Below are 18,014 nucleotides of genomic sequence, written 5' to 3' on the forward strand. Positions count from 1 at the left end.
CTCTCCCGAGCTCCTTCCTCTGATCACGGGGTCCGCCATGGGCCCGAGCCTCGGCATGCTCGTACGGTCCGCCCGCGTCGCCCACGGCTGGACGCAACGCGACCTGGCCAATCGCCTCCACTGCTCCCGCTCCACCGTCTCCCGCCTGGAAACGGGTGCCAAGCTCTGGACGACGTTGCCACCCTTCGCCGCCTCGCCGAGGTTCTAGAGATCACTCCGACCACACTGGGTATCACCGCTACGGTGGCGATCGACCCACCAGCGGAGGGCGATGTGCGGCGCCGTCACCTGTTGACCAGTCTCGCGGTCACCGCTGCCGCCGCCAGCGCACCGGCCCGCGCCGCCGTCGCGGCGGCCGGCTCCAACGCCGATCAGCGAAACTTCCTTCTGGCTCGTGTCCGCGACGCCATGCTCGGAACCGGCCGCTTGAGCCACCCCATACCGCCGCCGCAACTCCGTCCCGCGCTTGGCGCGGCGGTCCGGGCCTACGACAACTGCCAGTACGGTCGACTCGCGGACGCCCTGCCACGCTTGATCTCCAGCGGACACTCGGCCGGAGAAACGGCCATCCCCGTCCTCGCCGAGACGTACACCCTGGTCACGCGGATCATGATCAAGCTGGACGATCAGCTCGGCTGGATCGCCGCCGACCGAGCCCGCACTCTTGCCGCGGCGTCCGGCAGGCCCCTGGTGGCCGGGGAAGCGGCACGCAACCTCGCCGTGCTGGCGCGCCGCGCGGGCTGGCACACCCAAGCGACGCAGATCGCATTGGACATGGCCGAGGACGAGATGCTCCGAGGCCCCGCCCCCACCCTCACCGCCGAACGCGGCCTGCTGGTGATGTCCGCCGCGTACACCGCCGCCCACGACGGCGACCGGTCAGGCATGCGCCAGCTCACTGAACAAGCAGCAGCAACCGCAGCACAACTCGGTAGCGGTGTGCTCCTACGCGACCACGGCGGCGGCTTCGGCCCCACCGCGGTCCGGCTTCACCGCATATCCGCCGAGTACGCCGCAGGCGACCCCGCCGCCGCAATCGCGGCCGCTCGAGAGCTCACGCCCCGGTCTCTGCCAACGCTCGAACGCCGAGCCCGCTACTTCACCGACATCGCCCGCGCGTACGGGATGTGGGGGCGCCGCGACCAGTGTCTAGAGGCCCTCCTGCACGCGGAACGCGCGGCCCCTCAAGAAACGCACTCCCGTCCTGCGGTTCGCGACTTGGTGACCAGCCTCCTGGTCTCCGGCCGGACGTCCCCGGACTTGCGAGGCCTGGCCGCCCGGTGCGGCGTCCCCTAAACCTCGATCCTCGGCCGCGTGCAGAAGATGCACGCGACGTCCACGACCTGGTCCCCGGCCTCGTCTCGTCACCCCAGCCGGGCGACAGTGCGACCAGGACCGCCGGACTCGCGGCAGGTCACCGGCTCAAGGAGGCCCAACCATGACCACCGGAACCGTCCAGGACGTCGGCCGGACGGGCACCAAGCCCAGAGACCCCAAGTCATTCGTCGACCCGCAGGTGTGGGAGCGGCAGATCGCTCTGCTGGTCCGCGACCACCCCTTCGACACCGTGATGGCCGAGCGCCTTTTCGGCCAGGCCGTCGCCTACCTCATCACCGCGATGGAGAAGTGGGGCGAGAATCTGGAGATCGGCTGCGGGCCGCTGGTCGACATCGCCGTCCACGGGTTCATCCTCGACACCCGCAACTACCGCGAGTTCTGCGACCGGCACTTCGGCCGCTTCATGGAGCACATCCCAGCGGTCGAGTTCAAGCACGACGGCTCCGTCGAGCGGACGGCCCACGTCATCGAGGTCAACGGGTTCGCGATCGACTGGCCGCTGTGGGAGGCCGACTTCGCCAAGTGCACCCCCTGCTACCCGGGCAGCAACTGCCACTGACCTACGTCCACGCGAGGGGCACGCTCCGCAATGGTGCCTGTCCCTCGCGTCCCTATGAGGCGAACCGGCAGTGCGCCTTCAGGTCCACGGCTACCGTGACACGGGTCCCGACACCCACTCACCAGGGGCCCGCCTACATGCCGACCAGCGTCGACGACCGCGCCAGCTACTGGGATCACTACGCCGAGGGCGTCACGGACGAAACGCCGGAAGAGGCCCTCAAGAACGCCTTCGGCTGGACGCAGTACCCCGGCCACGGCCCGGGTGACGAACTGCTCGGGGACGCGCTGACGGCCCTGGAACTCGGCTCAGGCCGCGGCGACGCCGTAGCCGCCTTGGCGACCAAAGGCATCACCGCCACCGGTATCGACATCTCCGAGACCCAGTGCCAGCATGCCCGAAGCCGCTGGGGTCACCTGTCCTCAGCCCATTTCGAGCATGCCGAGGCCATGGACTACCTCGCCGCCACGGACCGGCGCTGGGACGCCATCTATTCCATCTGGGGCGCGGTCTGGTTCACCGACCCCGACGACCTGCTGCCCCTCGTCCACGACCACCTGAATCCGGGCGGCAAGCTGGTCTTCTCCCACGCTCCCGCCGTCCCCGGCTCCTACGGCGTCCAAGGCATTTACGGCGCTGGCTTCAACGGCCCGCAAGTGTGGCTCTACCGCTGGTCCTATGAGCCGGACACCTGGGGGACCATCCTCCAAGCCCACGGCTTCGTGGACGTCACATCTCAAATAGAGCCAGCCCCGACTCCGGACCACGTTGGCACCCTCATAGTGCAAGCTCGCCGTGCCCAGGGCGTTTGAATTTAGCCGCGGTTCGTCTGGGTGGACGCGGTTTGAGGGGACGGCCGAGGGGCGGCCGTCCCCTTTTGGGTTCGGGTGGACGTTGCTCCTCAGCGGCGTCAAGGGCGGTTCGTTCGGTCGCGGCGGTGGATGGCCAGGGCCCAGGTGAGGCAGGCGAAGGCGAGGGCCGTCGTCAGGGCCCGGACGGTGTTCCAGGCGGTCCACTTGGCCTCGTCGAGCTGGGCTCGGGCGGCGGCGAAGTCGGCGTCGGTGGTGAGTGGTCCGGCTTCCATGATCTTGTCGTTCAGCGGGAAGTGGACGCCGACCGTGACGACGTTCGTCACCAGGTAGAACGCCAGTGCCGCGCCGACCCAGACCAGCACGCGCCGGTGCTCCGCGCGCAGGTGCAGGGCGACGGACAGGCCGGTGAACAGCAGCGCTCCCGTGAACTCCACGCCGATGAACAGCGGATTCTCGATCGCCTCGTTGAGCGCCCGGAAGGCCGTGACGAAGGTGCGGTCGTCGACGTCGCTCAGGCCGGGCATGATCGTGTTCGACCAGTCGGTGAAGACGCCGGCCGTCAGTCCGGTCGTGATGATTGCGATGATCAGGCTTGCGGTTCTCATACGTTCAGGAAATCCGAGTGCGGCGAGAGCCTCCATGGCTGGAACGCTTGCGTCCATTCGTATCCGTCTACCGGAGGTATCCGCGTGAACGGCTGCACCTTCTGCGAGATCGTTGCCGGGCGGTCGCCGTCCTACCGTGTTCTTGAGGACGAGCACACCGTTGCTTTCCTCGACATCGCCCCGGCCTCGCCAGGGCACACGCTGGTCGTGCCGCGCGAGCACGCCGCCGACGTGTGGACGATCTCCGAGTCCGCCCACGCGCAGGTCGCCCGGATGGCGCATCGGGTCGCCGCGCTGGTGAAGGCGGCCCTGGCCCCCGACGGGGTCCACCGGCCGGGCCGCCGGGCAGGAGGTCTTCCACTTCCACACGCACGTGGTGCCGCGGCTGCACGGCGATGATCTACGGCCGATGTGGGGTTCCCTGCCCGTTGATCGGGCTCTCAGGATTTGAGGGCTATGAAGACGAGGGTGGCCACTCGCATCACTGCTTCCCAGTCTTTCTGGTCCATCTCTGGGAACTCGTTCCGGATAGAATCGGGGATCTCCGTTTCCTCCGCGAAATTCGTCACTTCGGAGAGAAATACGTCGGCCGACCTCAGTGCGAGCTCGGTTTGCGTCCCGCCAAAGCGAGGCAGTGTTTTGAAGGCGACTCGCTCTGCGGCGGCGAGGTTGTCCTCGGTGCTCGACCCGAAGGCCAGAAGAGCCTCGCGGAACTTCTCTGTGCGTCCGTCCGGATCGCCCTTCGCGGCGGCGGCCGCCAGGAAATTCTGCTTCGCAATGTCGGACATCGTCGCACCTCTACCTGGGTCTAATGTCGATTTTACGGACTCTCTCGTTGAACGCCTCGCGTGCCGCTTCGGGGATCTCGTAGCGACCGGGCTCGTTGGTGGGTTTGGTCTCGAAGCCCTGGTCCTTCAGCCACTGCCGGGTGCCAGGGTCGGCGTGTATCTCCATTTTGTGCGTGTAGTTCTTGGGTTTGCCGAGCGTCCCTCCGTCGACGGTGCCCTGGTCGCCGATCCATTTCGGCTGGCGCTCGTGGCCGGGCCGGGGGACGAGTCCGTTGGCGTCTCTTGAGGCCTCGGCCTCCGCCTTGCTGCCGTACCGTTCGAAAACCTCCGGCGGGCCCTTCGGGCGCTTCGGAGTGAGGCCGAGCGGGTCGACCCATGTTAGCGGGTTGGGGACGTACGAATGCGGATCGAAGCCTCCGGCAAGGCCGATGGGGTCGGCGGATCCGTACCGCGCGATCAGCGGGTCGTAATAGCGGTGATGGTTGTAGTTCAGGAGGGTTTCGGCGTCCCGGTACTGTCCGGGAAAGGCGAGGGGGCAGTCGATGTGGGCCGGGGGATGTGCCTCTCTTGCGCCCCATAGGCTCGTGTGGGTGCGTCCCGTTACCGCGCCGTCAGGGGCGACGAGTTCTGCGGGCGCGCCTACGAGGTCGGTGACGATGGCCTGGAACTGCCGGTCTATCCAGCTCTGCGGTGCTTCGGCGAGCGGCACCCGTCGTATTTGGGCGACCGGACGGAAGCTGCCCGGCTCGTACTCCCAGGTCGTGCATTCCCTTATCCAAGCCTGGCGTTCGGGCGACCAGAGGGTGTGCACCTGTTCGGCTAGAACGTCGAAGTCCCACATGAAATGGAACTGTTCGACGGTTCCACGGCCGTCTGCTGTGAGTCGTTGCTTGGCCATGCGGCGGCCCAGGGGGTCGTAGGTGTAGCGCCAGCGGTGGCCTTCGGGTGTCTCGACTCCGATCAGGTGGTCTTCCGCGTCCCAGTGGAAACGCCACGTGAGGGGCTTGGACGAGAGCCGCGCGTGCTGCCGCAGGATCATCCGGCCCTGGGCGTCGTACTCATAGCGGACGTTGCCCGCCCGGCGGACCAACGTCCCGGAGTACTCGCGGTCGCCGATCGCGTCTCCGGCGGGCGCGTTCGCTTCGGGTGATGCGGGCCATGAGGCGTCGGTGACCTGGCCTGATCGGTCGTAGACGTAGCGTTCGGCCCATCCGTGACCGGACACGGCCGTGACGCGTCCTGCCGTGTCGAGGTCGAAACGGCGGTCGCCGGTGAGCCGGTCCGTGATCGCCGTCGGGACGCCATCGGCCCGGTAGCTGTACGTCCTGTGCTGGAGCAGCCGCGCCTGGCCCGCGGATTCCGGGGTGGGGGCGCCCCACAGGCTCTGGGTGCTGAGCTGATGCGTGGCGTCCCACTGCTGGGCGAGGATCGTGGCGGAGCCGATGCGGCGCTGAACCTCACGGCCCGCCGCGTCGTATCCGAAACCGATGACCTGGCCGCCGGTCGTGAGGGTGGCGGGCATGCCCACGGCGTCGTAGGTCCACGTGCTCTCCGCCCCGGACGGGGTCAGGCGGCGCGTCCGCTGGCCCAGCAGGTTGTAGTCGGAGACCAGCGCGGCTCCGTTGCACCGCTCCGCGACGATCCGGCCGGCCGGGTCGCGCTCGAACGACAGCCGGGCGGCGGGGTTGGCCGCGGTGATGAGTCGTCCCAGCGGGTCGTGCTCGTAGGTGGTCACCGTGTCGCCGACTCGCTTTTCGACGACGTCGCCCATCTCGTCCCGGGTGTAGGAGATGGCCTGCCCGGCGGCGTTGACCTTGGAGACGGGGCGTCCGGCCAGATCATTGGAATAGGTGACGGTGCGGCCGTTGAAATCGGTCTCCGCGACGAGATTCCCGGCCGCGTCGTACTCGTAGGTCCAGGTCGCGCCGTCCGCGCCGGTGACGCGGACGAGGCGGTTCTCGGTGTCGTAGCCGAATTCCAGGCGTGCGCCGTCCGGGCCGATCTCGGCGATCGGCGTTCTGAAACCCGTGTATTCGGCGCGGGTCACGTTGCCGGCCGGGTCGGTGTGTTCGAGGAGGTTGCCCTCGGCGTCGTACGACCATTTCTCGTGCGTTCCGTCCGGGAGCCGGCGCCAGGCGGGGAGCCCTTCGACCGTCCATCCGTACCCGGTGGTGCCGCCGACCGGGTCGGTTATCGACGCGATGCGGCCGAAGGCGTCGTGGGAGAACCTGGTCACGGCGCCGAGCGGATCGGTGACGGCGACGGGGGATCCGGCGGCGTCCACGTCCAGCGTGGTGGTGCGTCCCTGCGGATCGGTGATCGCGGTCAGCCGTCCGGACGTGTCATAGGCGTAGGCGACCTCCGCCCCTGCGGGGTCGGTGATGCGCGTCAGGTTTCCGCGGTCGTCGTAACCGTGATGCCATGTGCCGCCGCCGGCGTTGGTGGACCTCACGGGCAGGTTCAGGTCGTTGTAGACGACCTCCGCCCGCGCCCCGTCCGGACGGACGACGCCGGTGAGGTTGCCGCTCTCGTCGTAGGTGTAGCGGGTGGTGTGCCCGAGCGGGTCGGTGCGGGCGAGGAGCCGGTCGTAGCGGTCCCATTCGGAGCGGGTGGTCGCCCCGAGCGGGTCGGTCTGGGAGACGACCTGGAGGTGATCGTTGTAGCGGTAGGCCGTGGTGCGGCCGAGCGAATCGGTGACGAGCGTGGTCCGGTTCTCCGGATCGAACGCGAGGGCGGTGCTGAGGAGGCCATCGGAGCCCGTGCCTCGGACGGCCCGGCCCTCGCCGTCGTATTCGTAGCCGTAGGAGAAGCCGTTGCGGTCGGTCCAGCCGGTCAGGCGCGCCGCGTCGTCGTAGGTGTACCGCAGCGGTGCGCCAGAGGAGTTGATCACCTCGGCGAGTTCGCCGGCCGCGTCGTAGCGGAAGCGGATCAGGGTGATTCCGCCGTCGGTCGCGTCGGTGGTGGTATCGGTGAGGAGGCGGAGTTCCGTTACGCGTCGTCCCGTGTCCACTCCTTCGGAGTCGGTCTCGGCGGTTTCGACTGCTATGCGCTGGCCGCCGGGACGGCGGATCTCTGCCAGCGTCCCGTTCTCGTACCGGAACTCGATACGGTCGCCGCTGCGGTCGGTGATCGCGGTGAGGGGCACCTCCGACCAGCCGTACTCCTCGCCGGGCGCGGGGAAGTGGAGGGTGTGGCCGAGCTGCGGGTCGGTGAGGCGGTAGCCGCCGTCCGGCGTGAGGACCAGCGGCCACTGCGGGCCTTCCACCGGCCGGAACTGCACATTCGGCACCCCCGCGTGGGGGTATTTCAGGACCATCGCGTCGGCCGAAAGGAAATGGACGCCCGTCGCGTCCATCTCCAGGCGCTGATCGAGAGTGGAGGCCCAGGACGTCCCGAATAACCGGCCGTCGCGATAGCTGGAGACATGGGTCCGCTCCAGGACGAGCGGCAGGATTCCCGGAAGCGTCACATCGGTCTCGGTGAGCAGGACCTCACCCGTGATCACGTCGATGGGGTCGTGGGTGGTGTTCCGGCCTCCGGGCTGCCTGCCGCCGTGGCGGGGATTGTCCTGCCCCCGGTTCCGGCCCCCGCCGCCGCGCTGCCGGCCTCCGCCGGAGCCCCCGCCGCGTCCCGGGCCCCGGCCCCGGCCGCCCTTCGCGCCCCGGGGGCTGCGGAAGGCCTTGCCCGCCATCCGGCCGAACGGGCCGCCGACGGCGGCGCCCGCGCGCCCGCGGCTCCTGCCGCCGGGACGCGTGCCCCTACCCAAGACGGGCTCCGATCACGTGGTCGATCAGCATGGTCATCATCCGATCATTCCGATGCCGACGCCTCGGAGCGGATTGTATCGGCGAGAGGCGTCTCCGCCCCGGCGCCCGCGTCGGCGCGCTTAGACATATCGGGCACGGCATGGGACGATTTCGCAGGTGAGCAGCAGATCTACGGAGGCGCAGCGGCTGAGCGACCTCGCCTTGCTGCGCCGCGTCCGCGACCGGATCGACCGCGAGTACCAGAACCCGCTGGACGTCGAGGCGCTCGCCCGCGGGGTGAACATGTCGGCCGGGCACCTCAGCCGCCAGTTCAAGCAGGCCTACGGTGAGTCGCCGTACGGCTACCTCATGACACGGCGCATCGAGCGCGCGATGGCGCTGCTCCGCCGGGGCGACCTCAACGTCACCGAGGTCTGCTTCGAGGTCGGATGCTCGTCGCTGGGGACGTTCAGCACCCGCTTCACCGAGCTGGTCGGCGTCCCGCCGAGCGTGTACCGGCGGGAGCAGGCGGAGGCGACGGAGGGCATGGCGCCGTGCGTCGCCAAGCGGGTCACGCGACCGATCAGGAATCGAGAAGCACAGGTCACCGAGCCGCAGCTAGCGTGACGGCCATGGAAATCAGCATTCACCAGACCTTCCTTCCGCACGACGACCCGGACGCGTCGCTGGCCTTCTACCGCGACGTTCTCGGCTTCGAGGTCCGCAACGACGTCGGGTACGCCGGGATGCGCTGGATCACGGTCGGCCCCGCCGGCCAGCCCGGCACGTCCATCGTCCTGGAGCCGCCGGTCGTCGACGGCTGCGGCATCACCGAGGACGAGAGCCGCATGATCAGCGAGATGATGGCCAAGGGCACCTACGCGGGCATCAACCTCGCCACGCCCGATCTCGACGAGACCTTCGCGAAGCTGGAGTCGAGCGGCGCCGAGGTCGTCCAGGAGCCGACCGAGCAGCCGTACGGCGTCCGCGACTGCGCCTTCCGCGACCCGGCGGGCAACCTGCTCCGCATCCAGGAGCAGCGCTGAGGCGTCGTCCGGCCCACGCGGCCTGACCTGCACGAGGCCGCCCCCGGTGCCGGAGGCGGCCTCCCGCACGAGACGGCGATCACCGGTCGCCGGCCGCCGAACCGGACGTATCCTTCGGAGTCGGCGGGCTCGCGACAGGCGACGCCGGCGGAGTCCGCGGAGGGCGGCTCCACCTGACAGATGGAGACACGATGAGCATGACCAGGGGGACGGAGGCGCAGTCGCCTGCGGAGCACGCCGCCGACCGCCACGACCTGATCCGCGTGCACGGCGCGCGGGTGAACAACCTCAAGGACGTCAGCGTCGAGATCCCGAAGCGCCGGCTGACCGTGTTCACCGGCGTCTCCGGCTCGGGCAAGAGCTCGCTGGTGTTCGACACGATCGCCGCCGAGTCGCAGCGGATGATCAACGAGACGTACAGCGCGTTCGTGCAGGGCTTCATGCCGACGATGGCGCGTCCCGAGGCGGACCTGCTGGAGGGGCTGACGACGGCGATCATCGTCGACCAGGAGCGGCTGGGCGCCAACCCCCGCTCCACCGTCGGCACCGTCACCGACGCCAACGCCATGCTGCGCCTGCTGTTCAGCCGGCTCGGGCAGCCGCACATCGGGCCGCCGAACGCGTTCTCCTTCAACGTCCCGTCGGTGAAGGCGGCCGGGGCGATCACCGTCGAGCGCAGCGGCGGCGCCAAGGCCGAGAAGGTGACCTTCAGCCGCGCGGGCGGAATGTGCCCGCGGTGCGAGGGGCGGGGCGCGGTCTCCGACATCGACCTGCGCCAGCTCGTCGACGACTCCAAGTCGCTCAACGAGGGCGCGATCACCATCCCCGGCTACAAGGCGGACGGCTGGTCGGTGCGGTTCATCATCAACACCGGCTACTTCGACCCGGACAAGCCGATCCGCGACTACACCGATCAGGAGCGCCACGACCTGTTCTTCCGCGACCAGGTCAAGGTGAAGATCGAGAACACGAACATGACGTACGAGGGGCTGGTGCCGCGCGTCAAGAAGTCGTTCCTGGCCAAGGACAAGGACGCGATGCAGCCGCACATCCGGGCGTTCGTGGAGCGCGCGGTCGCCTTCGCCGACTGCCCCGACTGCGGCGGGACGCGGCTGGCCGAGGCGGCCCGGTCCTCGAAGGTCAAGGGGATCAACATCGCGGACGCGTGCGCGATGCAGATCAGCGACCTGTCCGACTGGGTCCGCGGGCTGGACGAGCCGTCGGTGGCGCCGCTGCTCACGACGCTGCAGAGCACGCTCGACTCGTTCGTGGAGATCGGGCTGGGGTACCTGTCGCTCGACCGGCCGTCCGGGACGCTGTCGGGCGGCGAGGCGCAGCGCACCAAGCTGATCCGGCACCTCGGGTCCGCGCTGACGGACGTCACGTACGTGTTCGACGAGCCCACCATCGGCCTGCATCCCCATGACATCCAGCGGATGAACGAGCTGCTGCAGCGACTGCGGGACAAGGGCAACACGGTCCTGGTCGTGGAGCACAAGCCGGAGACGATCCAGATCGCCGACCACGTCGTGGACCTCGGCCCCGGCGCGGGGACGGCGGGCGGCGCGGTCTGCTACGAGGGGACCGTCGCCGACCTGCGCGGCAGCGACACGCTCACCGGCCGCCACCTGGACGACCGCGCCGTGCTGAAGGAGTCGGTGCGGAAGCCGGAAGGGACGCTGGAGATCCGCGGCGCGAACGCCCACAACCTGCAGGACGTGGACGTCGACGTCCCGCTCGGCGTGCTGTGCGTGGTCACCGGCGTGGCGGGCTCCGGCAAGAGCTCGCTGATCAACGGCTCGGTGTCCGGGCGGGACGGGGTCGTCACGGTCGACCAGGCCCCGATCCGCGGCTCGCGGCGCAGCAACCCGGCGACGTACACGGGGCTGCTCGACCCGATCCGCAAGGCGTTCGCGAAGGCCAACGGCGTCCAGGCGTCGCTGTTCAGCGCCAATTCGGAGGGCGCCTGCCCCGCCTGCAACGGCGCGGGCGTCATCTACACCGAGCTCGGGTTCATGGACGGCGTCACGACCACCTGCGAAGACTGCGAGGGCAAGCGGTTCGAGGCGTCCGTACTGGACTACCACCTCGGCGGCCGCGACATCAGCGAGGTGCTCGCGATGTCGGTCGCGGAGGCCGAGGAGTTCTTCGGGTCCGGTGACGCGCGCACCCCCGCCGCCCACAAGATCCTTGCCCAGATGGACGACGTCGGGCTCGGCTACCTCAAGCTCGGCCAGCCGCTGACGACCCTGTCCGGCGGCGAGCGGCAGCGGCTCAAGCTGGCCACGCACATGGGCGAGAAGGGCGGCGTCTACATCCTGGACGAGCCGACCACCGGCCTGCACCTCGCGGACGTCGAGCAGCTGCTCGGGATGCTCGACCGGCTCGTCGACTCCGGCAAGTCGGTCATCGTCATCGAGCACCACCAGGCGGTGATGGCGCACGCCGACTGGATCATCGACCTCGGGCCGGGCGCCGGGCACGACGGAGGCAAGGTCGTCTTCGAGGGCCCGCCCGCCGATCTGGTGGGCGCCCGCTCCACCCTCACCGGCGAGCACCTCGCCGACTACGTCGGCCGCTGATCGCCGACCGCTGACGGCCGACCGCTGACGGCCGGGCGCGGGGCCGCCTCCTTCGTGGAGGCGGCCCCGCCGCCGTTACGCGGCCGGTCCGTGGTCGAAGGTGTGGCGCGGGCCCGGCAGGCCGCTGGGCTTGGGCGGCGGGCTCTCGCGGACGCGCCGCCGCAGGCCGAGGTTTCCGGCGACCTCGTTGCGCAGGCGCGGGAGCTGCGCGTACAGCGCGTCGCCGGGGCAGGCGGTGGTGTTGTAGTCGCGGTGCCCGACGATGGCCTCCCGCGGGTCGAGTCCGTGGACGTCGCACAGCCAGGCGCAGGTCGCGACGAGGGCGTCCCACAGCGCTTCGGTGGGCTCCTCGGTCATGTAGGTGCCCTCGTTCTCGATGCCGATCGTGTGGTCGTTGTGCCCGAGCGTCTGCGCGCCGACGACGAGATCTCCGGCGTCGATCGCGGCGAGGCTGCGGTTGCGTCCTTCCATGAGGTGGCCGCCGCGGCTGATGGTGAGCTGCTGGCCGGCGTCCTCCCAGCCGTTGGAGTCCATGTGGAAGTTCTGGATCGCGCGGGACAGCGTGAAGGCGTGCGCCAGCGACAGGTCGGCGGCGTTCGCGGAGGCGGTGTGGTGGACGACGATGTGATCGGGAGCGCGGTTCAGCACGGTCGCCGCCGCCGTGGGCGGGCGCGCGGCCCACTCGGCACGGGTGTACCGGCGGGGCACGGCCCGCGCCTCGGGCACGTTCGGCGTCTGGGGGACGGTCAGGGCGGACGCGGCGGGCTGTGGGCCGAGCAGCACGCCGCTCATGGCGGCGGCGGCGCTTCCGAGCAGGCCACGGCGGGTGAATGGAATGTTGGCGGGCACGAGCGGCTCCCCTCTAGGTGTCGATCGGCCGGGGCTGCCGATCATGCGTGAAATCTCCCGTCACTACAACCCCGGCGCCGCCGGAGGCATCAGTTCGTGGTGCGAACTGTGGGTATGCTGGTCGCGTGGGTACGCAGGATGATGAGCGGATCGGGGTCGTGAGCGCGCTGGTGCAGAGCGCGTTCTTGGTCAACGCCGTGTACACCGAGTCGGCTCGGGAGCACGGCATCACATCGCAGCAGGGCGTGCTGCTGTGTGTGCTGATGATGCGGCCGCGCGGGATGGGTGAGCTGGGCGCGATGCTCGGGCTCGCCAAGTCGAGCCTGACCGGCCTGGTGGACCGGACGGAGCGCAACGGCCTCGTCCAGCGGGAATCCGACCCGGACGACCTGCGGGCGGTGCGGGTCGCGCTGACGCCGCAGGGTCGCAAGCTCATCGATGAGTTCTATCCCGAGACGTGCCGGCGGGTCGAGAGGCTCGCCGACGGTCTCGGGGACGCCGACCGGGACGCGCTCGCCGACGTGCTCAGCCGCGTCGTCCGCGACAACGAGGTCCCGGTGGTCTTCATGGAACCGGGCGAGGGGCCGTTCTCCAAACACTGACTCCGCGACCGCGGGTTGAAGTTCGTAGCACGAACTAATATGGTTCGTGGTACGAACTCTTCTCCTATGTGCGGAGCGTGTGATCATGAGTCGAACTGTCGCCGTCATCGGCGGAGGCTACGGCGGAGCGGCCGTCGCCAAGGCGTTGGACGCTGAGGCCGACGTCGTCCTCATCGAGCCCAGGGACGCGTTCGTCAACGCGGCGGGGTCGCTGCGGGCGCTGACCCGGCCGGACTGGGCGGGCAACATGTTCTTCCCCTACGACGCGCTGCTGACCAGGGGCACGGTGATCCGAGACCGTGCCGTCTCGGCGGATCCCGGCGGTGTCGCGCTCGCCTCGGGACGGCGTCTCGACGCCGACTACCTGGTCCTGGCGTCCGGCTCCAGCTACGTGTATCCGGCCAAGCCCGCCGCCGACACCACCGGCGCCGCGCTGGACGACCTGCGCCGCACCCACAAGGAACTCGCCGGTTCCGAGCGGGTGCTGATCGCCGGGGCGGGGCCGGTCGGGCTGGAGCTGGCCGGTGAGATCAAGGAGGTCTGGCCGGGCAAGCGGGTGACCGTCGTCGATCCGGTCGAGCGGCTTCTCCCGGGCTTTCATCCCGAGCTGCGTCGTGAACTGCATCGGCAGCTCGACGAGCTGGACGTCCGGCTGCTGCTGGGCTCGCGGCTGACGGCGCCGCCGGCGGTGGAGTCGGGCCGGGCCGAGACGTTCACCGTGACGACCACCGGCGGTGAGGAGATCACGGCCGACATCTGGTTCCGCGCCTACGGCGTGCGCGTCAACAGCGAATACCTCGCCGACGGACGGCTCACGGCCCTGACGGCCCAGGGCGAGGCGCCGGTCTCGGAGACCCTCAACGTCCGCGGGCACGACCACGTCTACGCGGTCGGCGACCTCACCGACGTCGCGGAGGCGAAGCGGGCCGGGCACGCCATGCGGCATGCCGAGGTCGTGGCGGAGAACATCCTCGCCCAGCTGCGCGGGGAGCGGGCGCCGGCGGTCTACCGGCCGTCGCCGGAGCCCATGATCCTGCTCCCGCTCGGGCCTCGCGGCGGCGTCGGCCAGATGCCGGCGGAAAACGGGCCGTCCGTCCTCCCGGCCCCGGCGGTCGCCGAGTACAAGGGCGCCGACCTGTTCACCGGACGGTTCGCCGAACTGTTCGGCACCACCGATTGAGAAGGGAGGCGGAACAATGCCGGTAAAGAACGTCGTCTTCGGCTTCGGCGCCCACACCGGCGTCGGAGACGTGCCCGAACTGCTGCGCCTGGCTCAGCAGGCCGACCGGGACGGTCTCGACGTCTTCTCCCTGTCGGACCACCCCTACATCGGCGGACGCCTCGACGCCTACGCCGCCATCGGGTTCATTCTGGGGCGGACGGAACGCATCGCGGGCCTCGCGAACGTCACCAACCTGCCGACCCGTCCGGCCCCGATGCTGGCGCGGACGGTGACGTCCCTGTCGGCGCTGTCCGGCGGCCGCGTCGTGCTCGGCATGGGCGCGGGCGGGCTCTGGGACCGGATCTCCGACATGGGCGTCCCGCGGCTCTCGCCGGGCGACGCCGTGGACGCCTTCGAGGAGGCGATCATCTTGGTCAGGAAGCTGTCGGGCGGCGGCCCGCCGATCACCCACCGGGGCCGCCACTACCGGGTGGACGAGATCGACCCCGCCCCCGTGGCCGCGCCACCCGTGTGGACCGGATCGGTCGGACCGAAATCCCTGGCCGCAACCGGACGCGTGGCGGACGGCTGGATCCCCGGCCACGCCGCCGACTGGCTCAGCGACCGGTACCGGAGATCGCGGCCGATCATCGATGCGGCGGCCGCCGCCGCGGGCCGCGATCCGGGGGAGATCCGCACGGTCTTCAACCTTCCGGGACGCATCACCGACCGTCCGGCGGCAGCGACCCGCGACCGGTCCGGGCGCTGGATCGGCGGTTCCGTCGACCAGTGGGTCGAGGAGCTGACGGGGGCCGTCCTGGAGCACGGCGCGTCGGGCTTCACGCTCTTCCCGGCGGGCGACGGGGCGCAGGACGACGTGTTCCTCGGGCGCTGGGCCAGGGAGATCGTCCCGGCCGTGCGCGAAGCGGTCATGAAAGAGGAGGGGTGAGGCGTCAGCGGCGCTGGAAGCCGTCCTTGGTGCGCAGGCCGTAGCCGAACGCGCGGTCGAAGGAGATGTGGGCCAGCCAGCCGCACATCCCGGCGAAGATCGGCGCCCAGGTGAAGGGCACGACGGTGTAGATCGCGATCAGGGCGACCGGGACCAGCGCCCGGTGCGCGGCGTTGTAGTACGGGACGGCGCGCGCCGGGAGCTGCCCCTTCTCGACCTTGTGGGCGTCCCGGGCCCCGGCCAGGAAGGTCAGGTCGGGGGCGATGAAGAAGACGACGGCGAGGAGGACGGCGAGCCAGCCGTGGTTGACGCCTTCGAGGACGGCGAACGCCGTCCAGAACAGGGCGTTGGCCAGCCACGCGACGCGGCGGACGGTGCGGGCGCGGCCGGCCTTGGCGGTCGCGGCGGTGACCGGGGCGGCGGTGGCGGGGGCGGCGGTGGCGGTGGCGGTGATGGTGGTCATGGCCTGGACTCCCTTGCGCGGGCGGCTAATGCTCTTAGCCGTAACCATAAAGCTAAGAGCATTAGCCGTCAAGCTCAACGGAGTCGCGCGTAGACGTCGCCGGACTTGCCGCGCGGGCGGATGCGGTCGAGCCGCCGTTCCAGGGTGGCCGCGTCCAGCCAGTGCGGGGCGGCGAACCGCATCGTCTCGACGGGGGAGTAGTTGTACTCGTAGCCGCCGGCCGCCGCGCCGAGCCGCTCCGCCAGGCGCAGCGCCTCCAGCCCGGCGTCGTGCGCGGACGGGATGTACTCGAACGAGAGCGCGGGCAGGGCGCGGGTGAGACCCGCGAGGACGTCGGCCTCGTAGCCCTCGACGTCGATCTTGCAGAAGGCCGGGACGCCGTGCGCCGCGATGAGGCCGTCCAGCGTCGTCACGGCCACCTCGACGGTCCGGTCCCACCGGACGCGGGCGAAGCCGCTGTCCGCCGCGACCGACTCGATCCAGCCGCGCGACATCGAGGACACCGTCGGCGTCGCCGTCGAGAGGGCCAGGTCGGCGGTGCCGGGCCGGGCGCCGACGGCGTCCGGCACGATCGTGACGCCGCCGTCGCGGCCGTAGAGGAGGCGCAGGACGCTCAGGCAGTCGGGCTGCGGCTCCGCCGCGACGACCCGTGCCCCGAGGCCCCGCCAGACGCGCACCCGCCCGCCGACGTGCGCGCCGATGTCGAACGCCAGATCACCCGGCTTGAGGAACTCGCCGTAGAGGCGCGTCGCGCGGCGGTGCTTGCCCGGGACGCCGTAGTACATGACCAGGGACCGTGCGATCCCGTAGGCGCGCAGCAGCATCCGCCGACATTACCGCGCCGGTCCGCCGCCCCGGCCGGATTCCCCGCGCCGTGTCGGGGAACGTCCTGCGAGGTGGAGACCAGGCCGTGGACGTCGGGCCGGGCGACCCGCTCGCCGTTCGTCCTGCCGAGCGGGCTGCGGGGACGGCTCGCCGGGCGCCTCATGCTGCGGACGAACAGGCAGGACGAGGTCGCCCGCCTGCTCGCCGTCCGGCCGGGGGAGCGGGTGCTGGAGGTCGGGTACGGGCCGGGCGGGCTGATCCGCCGCCTCGCCCGGACGCCCGCCGGACGCGTCTGCGGCGTCGACCCGTCCCCGGAGATGCGCGACATGGCCGCCAGGCGCGCGGCCCGGGCGGACCTCCGGGTGGGGACGGCCGAGGACACGGGGTTCGGCGACGCCGAGTTCGACTGCGTCGTCTCCGTCAACAGCGTGGCGCTCTGGCCGTGCCTGGAGCGCGGGCTGGACGAGCTGCGCCGCGTCACGCGTCCCGGCGGGCGGGTCCTGATCGCCTGGCACGGGGGCCGCCGTCCGCCGAGGATCGCGCGGAGGTTCCGGCTGCCGGACGACCAGCTCGCCCGCGTCGAGGACGCGCTGCGCCGCCGCTTCTCGAACGTCCACCGGCACGAGCTGTCCGAACTGACGGCGTTCACGGCCAGGCGGGACCGCCCAGGCGAGCGGGACGAGGACGGGGGCGCGGGCCGGGCACAGGGCCGGGGCGCGGGTCAGGGCTTGCGGGCCAGGCCGCCGTAGACGGAGACCTGCGAGTCGTCGATCTGGCGGGCCGCGTCGTCCGGGCGCCAGTGGTGGACGGCCGTCACGCCCGGCTCGACCAGTTCCAGGCCGTCGAAGAAGCTCGTGATCTGCGCCGCGGTGCGGCCCTTGGCGCGGATCCCGTGCTCGTTGTGCTTCTTCAGGGCGTTGAGCGGCTTGGCGGCGCTCTCGATGTTGATCGTGGAGAGGGCGAGGAAGCTGCCGGCCGGGAGCGGCTCCAGCAGCCGCCGGACGATCCGCTGGGCCTCGTCGTCGTCGGGGATGAAATGGATGACGGTGAGGAGGCACAGCGCGACGGGCTCGCCGAGGTTGAGCGTCTCGTGGAGCTCCGGCGCGGTCAGTATGGCGTCCGGCTCGCTCAGGTCGGCCTGGATGTAGCGGGAGCGTCCCTCGGGGGTGCTGGTGAGCAGGGCGCGGGCGTGCACGAGCACGATCGGGTCGTTGTCGACGTACACGATCCGGGCCGACGGGTCGACGCCCTGGACGACCTCGTGCAGGTTGGGCGAGGTGGGCAGGCCCGTCCCGACGTCGAGGTACTGCCGGATGCCGTGGTCGACGGCCAGGTGGCGCGCGACCCGGACCATGAAGTTGCGGCTGGCCCGCATGGACGTGCGCATGTACGGCGCGATCTTGACGATTTCCTCCGCGGCCTCCCGGTCGGCGGCGTAGTTGTCCTTGCCGCCCAGCAGGTAGTCGTAGACGCGGGCGGAGTGGGCCACGTCGGTTCGCAGGTCAGCCGAGCGCGGTTCACTGTCCGCTGTGTCCGGCACGGGAAGCCCCCATCGATCGGTGCGGTGGCACGCCCCACATACTAATGAGGCCGCTCACCCTTTGGATCACGTTTTGTCGGGGTTGACGGCACATTGCAGTAAAGGGAATCCCACTGGCGAGGCGAATTCTCGTCAGGACGGCAAAAGC

General features: G+C 70.4%; 19 protein-coding genes and 1 pseudogene. 13 read left to right on the plus strand and 7 right to left on the minus strand.

Going from position 1 to position 18,014, the window contains the following annotated elements; genetic code table 11:
* The first annotated feature begins 55 nt into the window (after positions 1-55).
* From ACH35V_RS28505 to ACH35V_RS28520, 4 genes are all read left to right on the plus strand, one after another.
* Positions 56-208 carry a helix-turn-helix transcriptional regulator gene (locus tag ACH35V_RS28505; protein ID WP_395977065.1) on the plus strand — a complete coding sequence of 51 codons (153 nt, stop codon included), beginning with the start codon at positions 56-58 and terminating at the stop codon, positions 206-208.
* Between the two features lie 83 nt (positions 209-291).
* Complete coding sequence (locus ACH35V_RS28510; protein ID WP_395976773.1) at positions 292-1,296, plus strand: hypothetical protein; 1,005 nt, start codon at positions 292-294, stop codon at positions 1,294-1,296.
* A 142-nt stretch (positions 1,297-1,438) separates the two neighbouring features.
* Entirely contained in the window at positions 1,439-1,897 is a 459-nt protein-coding gene (locus ACH35V_RS28515; RefSeq protein ID WP_395976775.1) for a glycine-rich domain-containing protein, read from the plus strand.
* Positions 1,898-2,034: 137 nt separating this feature from the next.
* Positions 2,035-2,709: a class I SAM-dependent methyltransferase gene (locus tag ACH35V_RS28520; RefSeq protein ID WP_395976776.1), complete on the plus strand. Its 675-nt coding sequence runs from the start codon at positions 2,035-2,037 to the stop codon at positions 2,707-2,709.
* Between the two features lie 98 nt (positions 2,710-2,807).
* Here ACH35V_RS28520 and ACH35V_RS28525 read toward each other — a convergent pair whose 3' ends face one another.
* Positions 2,808-3,314, minus strand: coding sequence for a DUF1772 domain-containing protein (locus tag ACH35V_RS28525; protein WP_395976778.1), 507 nt, complete (start codon positions 3,312-3,314; stop codon positions 2,808-2,810).
* An 84-nt stretch (positions 3,315-3,398) separates the two neighbouring features.
* Here ACH35V_RS28525 and ACH35V_RS28530 point away from each other — a divergent pair, with 84 nt between their 5' ends.
* Positions 3,399-3,713, plus strand: coding sequence for an HIT domain-containing protein (locus ACH35V_RS28530; RefSeq protein WP_395976780.1), 315 nt, complete (start codon positions 3,399-3,401; stop codon positions 3,711-3,713).
* Positions 3,670-3,765: pseudogene (locus ACH35V_RS28535) on the plus strand (hypothetical protein); the annotation flags it as partial. The gene ACH35V_RS28530 and the pseudogene ACH35V_RS28535, both read left to right, overlap by 44 nt.
* On the opposite strand, the gene ACH35V_RS28540 reads toward ACH35V_RS28535, so the two are convergent.
* Positions 3,755-4,102, minus strand: a complete 348-nt coding sequence (locus ACH35V_RS28540) for a hypothetical protein (RefSeq protein ID WP_395976782.1) — start codon at positions 4,100-4,102, stop codon at positions 3,755-3,757. The pseudogene ACH35V_RS28535 and the gene ACH35V_RS28540 sit on opposite strands and share 11 nt — an antisense overlap.
* Positions 4,103-4,112: 10 nt before the next feature.
* Complete coding sequence (locus tag ACH35V_RS28545; RefSeq protein WP_395976784.1) at positions 4,113-7,868, minus strand: RHS repeat-associated core domain-containing protein; 3,756 nt, start codon at positions 7,866-7,868, stop codon at positions 4,113-4,115.
* A gap of 157 nt (positions 7,869-8,025) precedes the next feature.
* Between ACH35V_RS28545 and ACH35V_RS28550 the strand changes: the two genes are divergently transcribed.
* The 3 genes from ACH35V_RS28550 (at position 8,026) to ACH35V_RS28560 (ending at position 11,476) form a co-directional block, all read left to right on the plus strand.
* Positions 8,026-8,475 (plus strand): helix-turn-helix transcriptional regulator, encoded by a 450-nt coding sequence (locus ACH35V_RS28550; RefSeq protein ID WP_395976786.1) that lies wholly within the window; start codon positions 8,026-8,028, stop codon positions 8,473-8,475.
* A 5-nt stretch (positions 8,476-8,480) separates the two neighbouring features.
* The gene (locus ACH35V_RS28555; RefSeq protein ID WP_395976788.1) at positions 8,481-8,894 is read left to right on the plus strand and encodes a VOC family protein; all 414 of its coding nucleotides are present in this window, start codon (positions 8,481-8,483) and stop codon (positions 8,892-8,894) included.
* Positions 8,895-9,091: 197 nt separating this feature from the next.
* Positions 9,092-11,476 carry an ATP-binding cassette domain-containing protein gene (locus ACH35V_RS28560; protein WP_395977067.1) on the plus strand — a complete coding sequence of 795 codons (2,385 nt, stop codon included), beginning with the start codon at positions 9,092-9,094 and terminating at the stop codon, positions 11,474-11,476.
* 75 nt (positions 11,477-11,551) lie between these two features.
* On the opposite strand, the gene ACH35V_RS28565 is transcribed toward ACH35V_RS28560, so the two are convergent.
* On the minus strand, positions 11,552-12,325 hold the full coding sequence (locus ACH35V_RS28565; protein WP_395976790.1) for a peptidoglycan recognition family protein: 774 nt from the start codon (positions 12,323-12,325) through the stop codon (positions 11,552-11,554).
* Positions 12,326-12,450: 125 nt separating this feature from the next.
* Here ACH35V_RS28565 and ACH35V_RS28570 point away from each other — a divergent pair, with 125 nt between their 5' ends.
* From ACH35V_RS28570 to ACH35V_RS28580, 3 genes are all read left to right on the plus strand, one after another.
* Entirely contained in the window at positions 12,451-12,927 is a 477-nt protein-coding gene (locus ACH35V_RS28570; protein WP_395976792.1) for a MarR family winged helix-turn-helix transcriptional regulator, read from the plus strand.
* An 85-nt stretch (positions 12,928-13,012) separates the two neighbouring features.
* Entirely contained in the window at positions 13,013-14,107 is a 1,095-nt protein-coding gene (locus ACH35V_RS28575) for an NAD(P)/FAD-dependent oxidoreductase (protein ID WP_395976794.1), read from the plus strand.
* A 16-nt stretch (positions 14,108-14,123) separates the two neighbouring features.
* The gene (locus tag ACH35V_RS28580; RefSeq protein WP_395976796.1) at positions 14,124-15,038 is read left to right on the plus strand and encodes an LLM class flavin-dependent oxidoreductase; all 915 of its coding nucleotides are present in this window, start codon (positions 14,124-14,126) and stop codon (positions 15,036-15,038) included.
* A 4-nt stretch (positions 15,039-15,042) separates the two neighbouring features.
* Here the strand turns inward: ACH35V_RS28580 and ACH35V_RS28585 are convergent, their stop codons facing one another.
* Both ACH35V_RS28585 and ACH35V_RS28590 read right to left on the minus strand, forming a co-directional pair.
* Complete coding sequence (locus ACH35V_RS28585; RefSeq protein ID WP_395976798.1) at positions 15,043-15,501, minus strand: DUF4260 family protein; 459 nt, start codon at positions 15,499-15,501, stop codon at positions 15,043-15,045.
* Positions 15,502-15,575: 74 nt separating this feature from the next.
* Entirely contained in the window at positions 15,576-16,325 is a 750-nt protein-coding gene (locus ACH35V_RS28590; protein ID WP_395976800.1) for an FkbM family methyltransferase, read from the minus strand.
* A 72-nt stretch (positions 16,326-16,397) separates the two neighbouring features.
* On the opposite strand from ACH35V_RS28590, the gene ACH35V_RS28595 reads away from it, so the two are divergent.
* A complete protein-coding gene (locus tag ACH35V_RS28595; protein ID WP_395976802.1) occupies positions 16,398-17,075 on the plus strand; it encodes a class I SAM-dependent methyltransferase in 678 nt (225 codons plus the stop codon).
* Here ACH35V_RS28595 and ACH35V_RS28600 read toward each other — a convergent pair.
* Complete coding sequence (locus ACH35V_RS28600; RefSeq protein WP_395976804.1) at positions 17,048-17,866, minus strand: SAM-dependent methyltransferase; 819 nt, start codon at positions 17,864-17,866, stop codon at positions 17,048-17,050. The genes ACH35V_RS28595 and ACH35V_RS28600 overlap by 28 nt on opposite strands.
* Positions 17,867-18,014: the final 148 nt, after the last annotated feature.

Source organism: Actinomadura sp. 1N219 (genome assembly GCF_044326405.1).
Classification (GTDB): domain Bacteria; phylum Actinomycetota; class Actinomycetes; order Streptosporangiales; family Streptosporangiaceae; genus Spirillospora.

Bases quoted from the DNA above. Each gene is read 5' to 3' on its own strand.
- ACH35V_RS28505 (WP_395977065.1), top strand. From the start codon at position 56: ATGCTCGTACGGTCCGCCCGCGTCGCCCACGGCTGGACGCAACGCGAC.
- ACH35V_RS28515 (WP_395976775.1), top strand. From the start codon at position 1,439: ATGACCACCGGAACCGTCCAGGACGTCGGCCGGACGGGCACCAAGCCC.
- ACH35V_RS28520 (WP_395976776.1), top strand. From the start codon at position 2,035: ATGCCGACCAGCGTCGACGACCGCGCCAGCTACTGGGATCACTACGCC.
- ACH35V_RS28525 (WP_395976778.1), bottom strand. From the start codon at position 3,314: ATGAGAACCGCAAGCCTGATCATCGCAATCATCACGACCGGACTGACG.
- ACH35V_RS28540 (WP_395976782.1), bottom strand. From the start codon at position 4,102: ATGTCCGACATTGCGAAGCAGAATTTCCTGGCGGCCGCCGCCGCGAAG.
- ACH35V_RS28555 (WP_395976788.1), top strand. From the start codon at position 8,481: ATGGAAATCAGCATTCACCAGACCTTCCTTCCGCACGACGACCCGGAC.
- ACH35V_RS28560 (WP_395977067.1), top strand. From the start codon at position 9,092: ATGACCAGGGGGACGGAGGCGCAGTCGCCTGCGGAGCACGCCGCCGAC.
- ACH35V_RS28575 (WP_395976794.1), top strand. From the start codon at position 13,013: ATGAGTCGAACTGTCGCCGTCATCGGCGGAGGCTACGGCGGAGCGGCC.
- ACH35V_RS28580 (WP_395976796.1), top strand. From the start codon at position 14,124: ATGCCGGTAAAGAACGTCGTCTTCGGCTTCGGCGCCCACACCGGCGTC.
- ACH35V_RS28585 (WP_395976798.1), bottom strand. From the start codon at position 15,501: ATGACCACCATCACCGCCACCGCCACCGCCGCCCCCGCCACCGCCGCC.
- ACH35V_RS28590 (WP_395976800.1), bottom strand. From the start codon at position 16,325: ATGCTGCTGCGCGCCTACGGGATCGCACGGTCCCTGGTCATGTACTAC.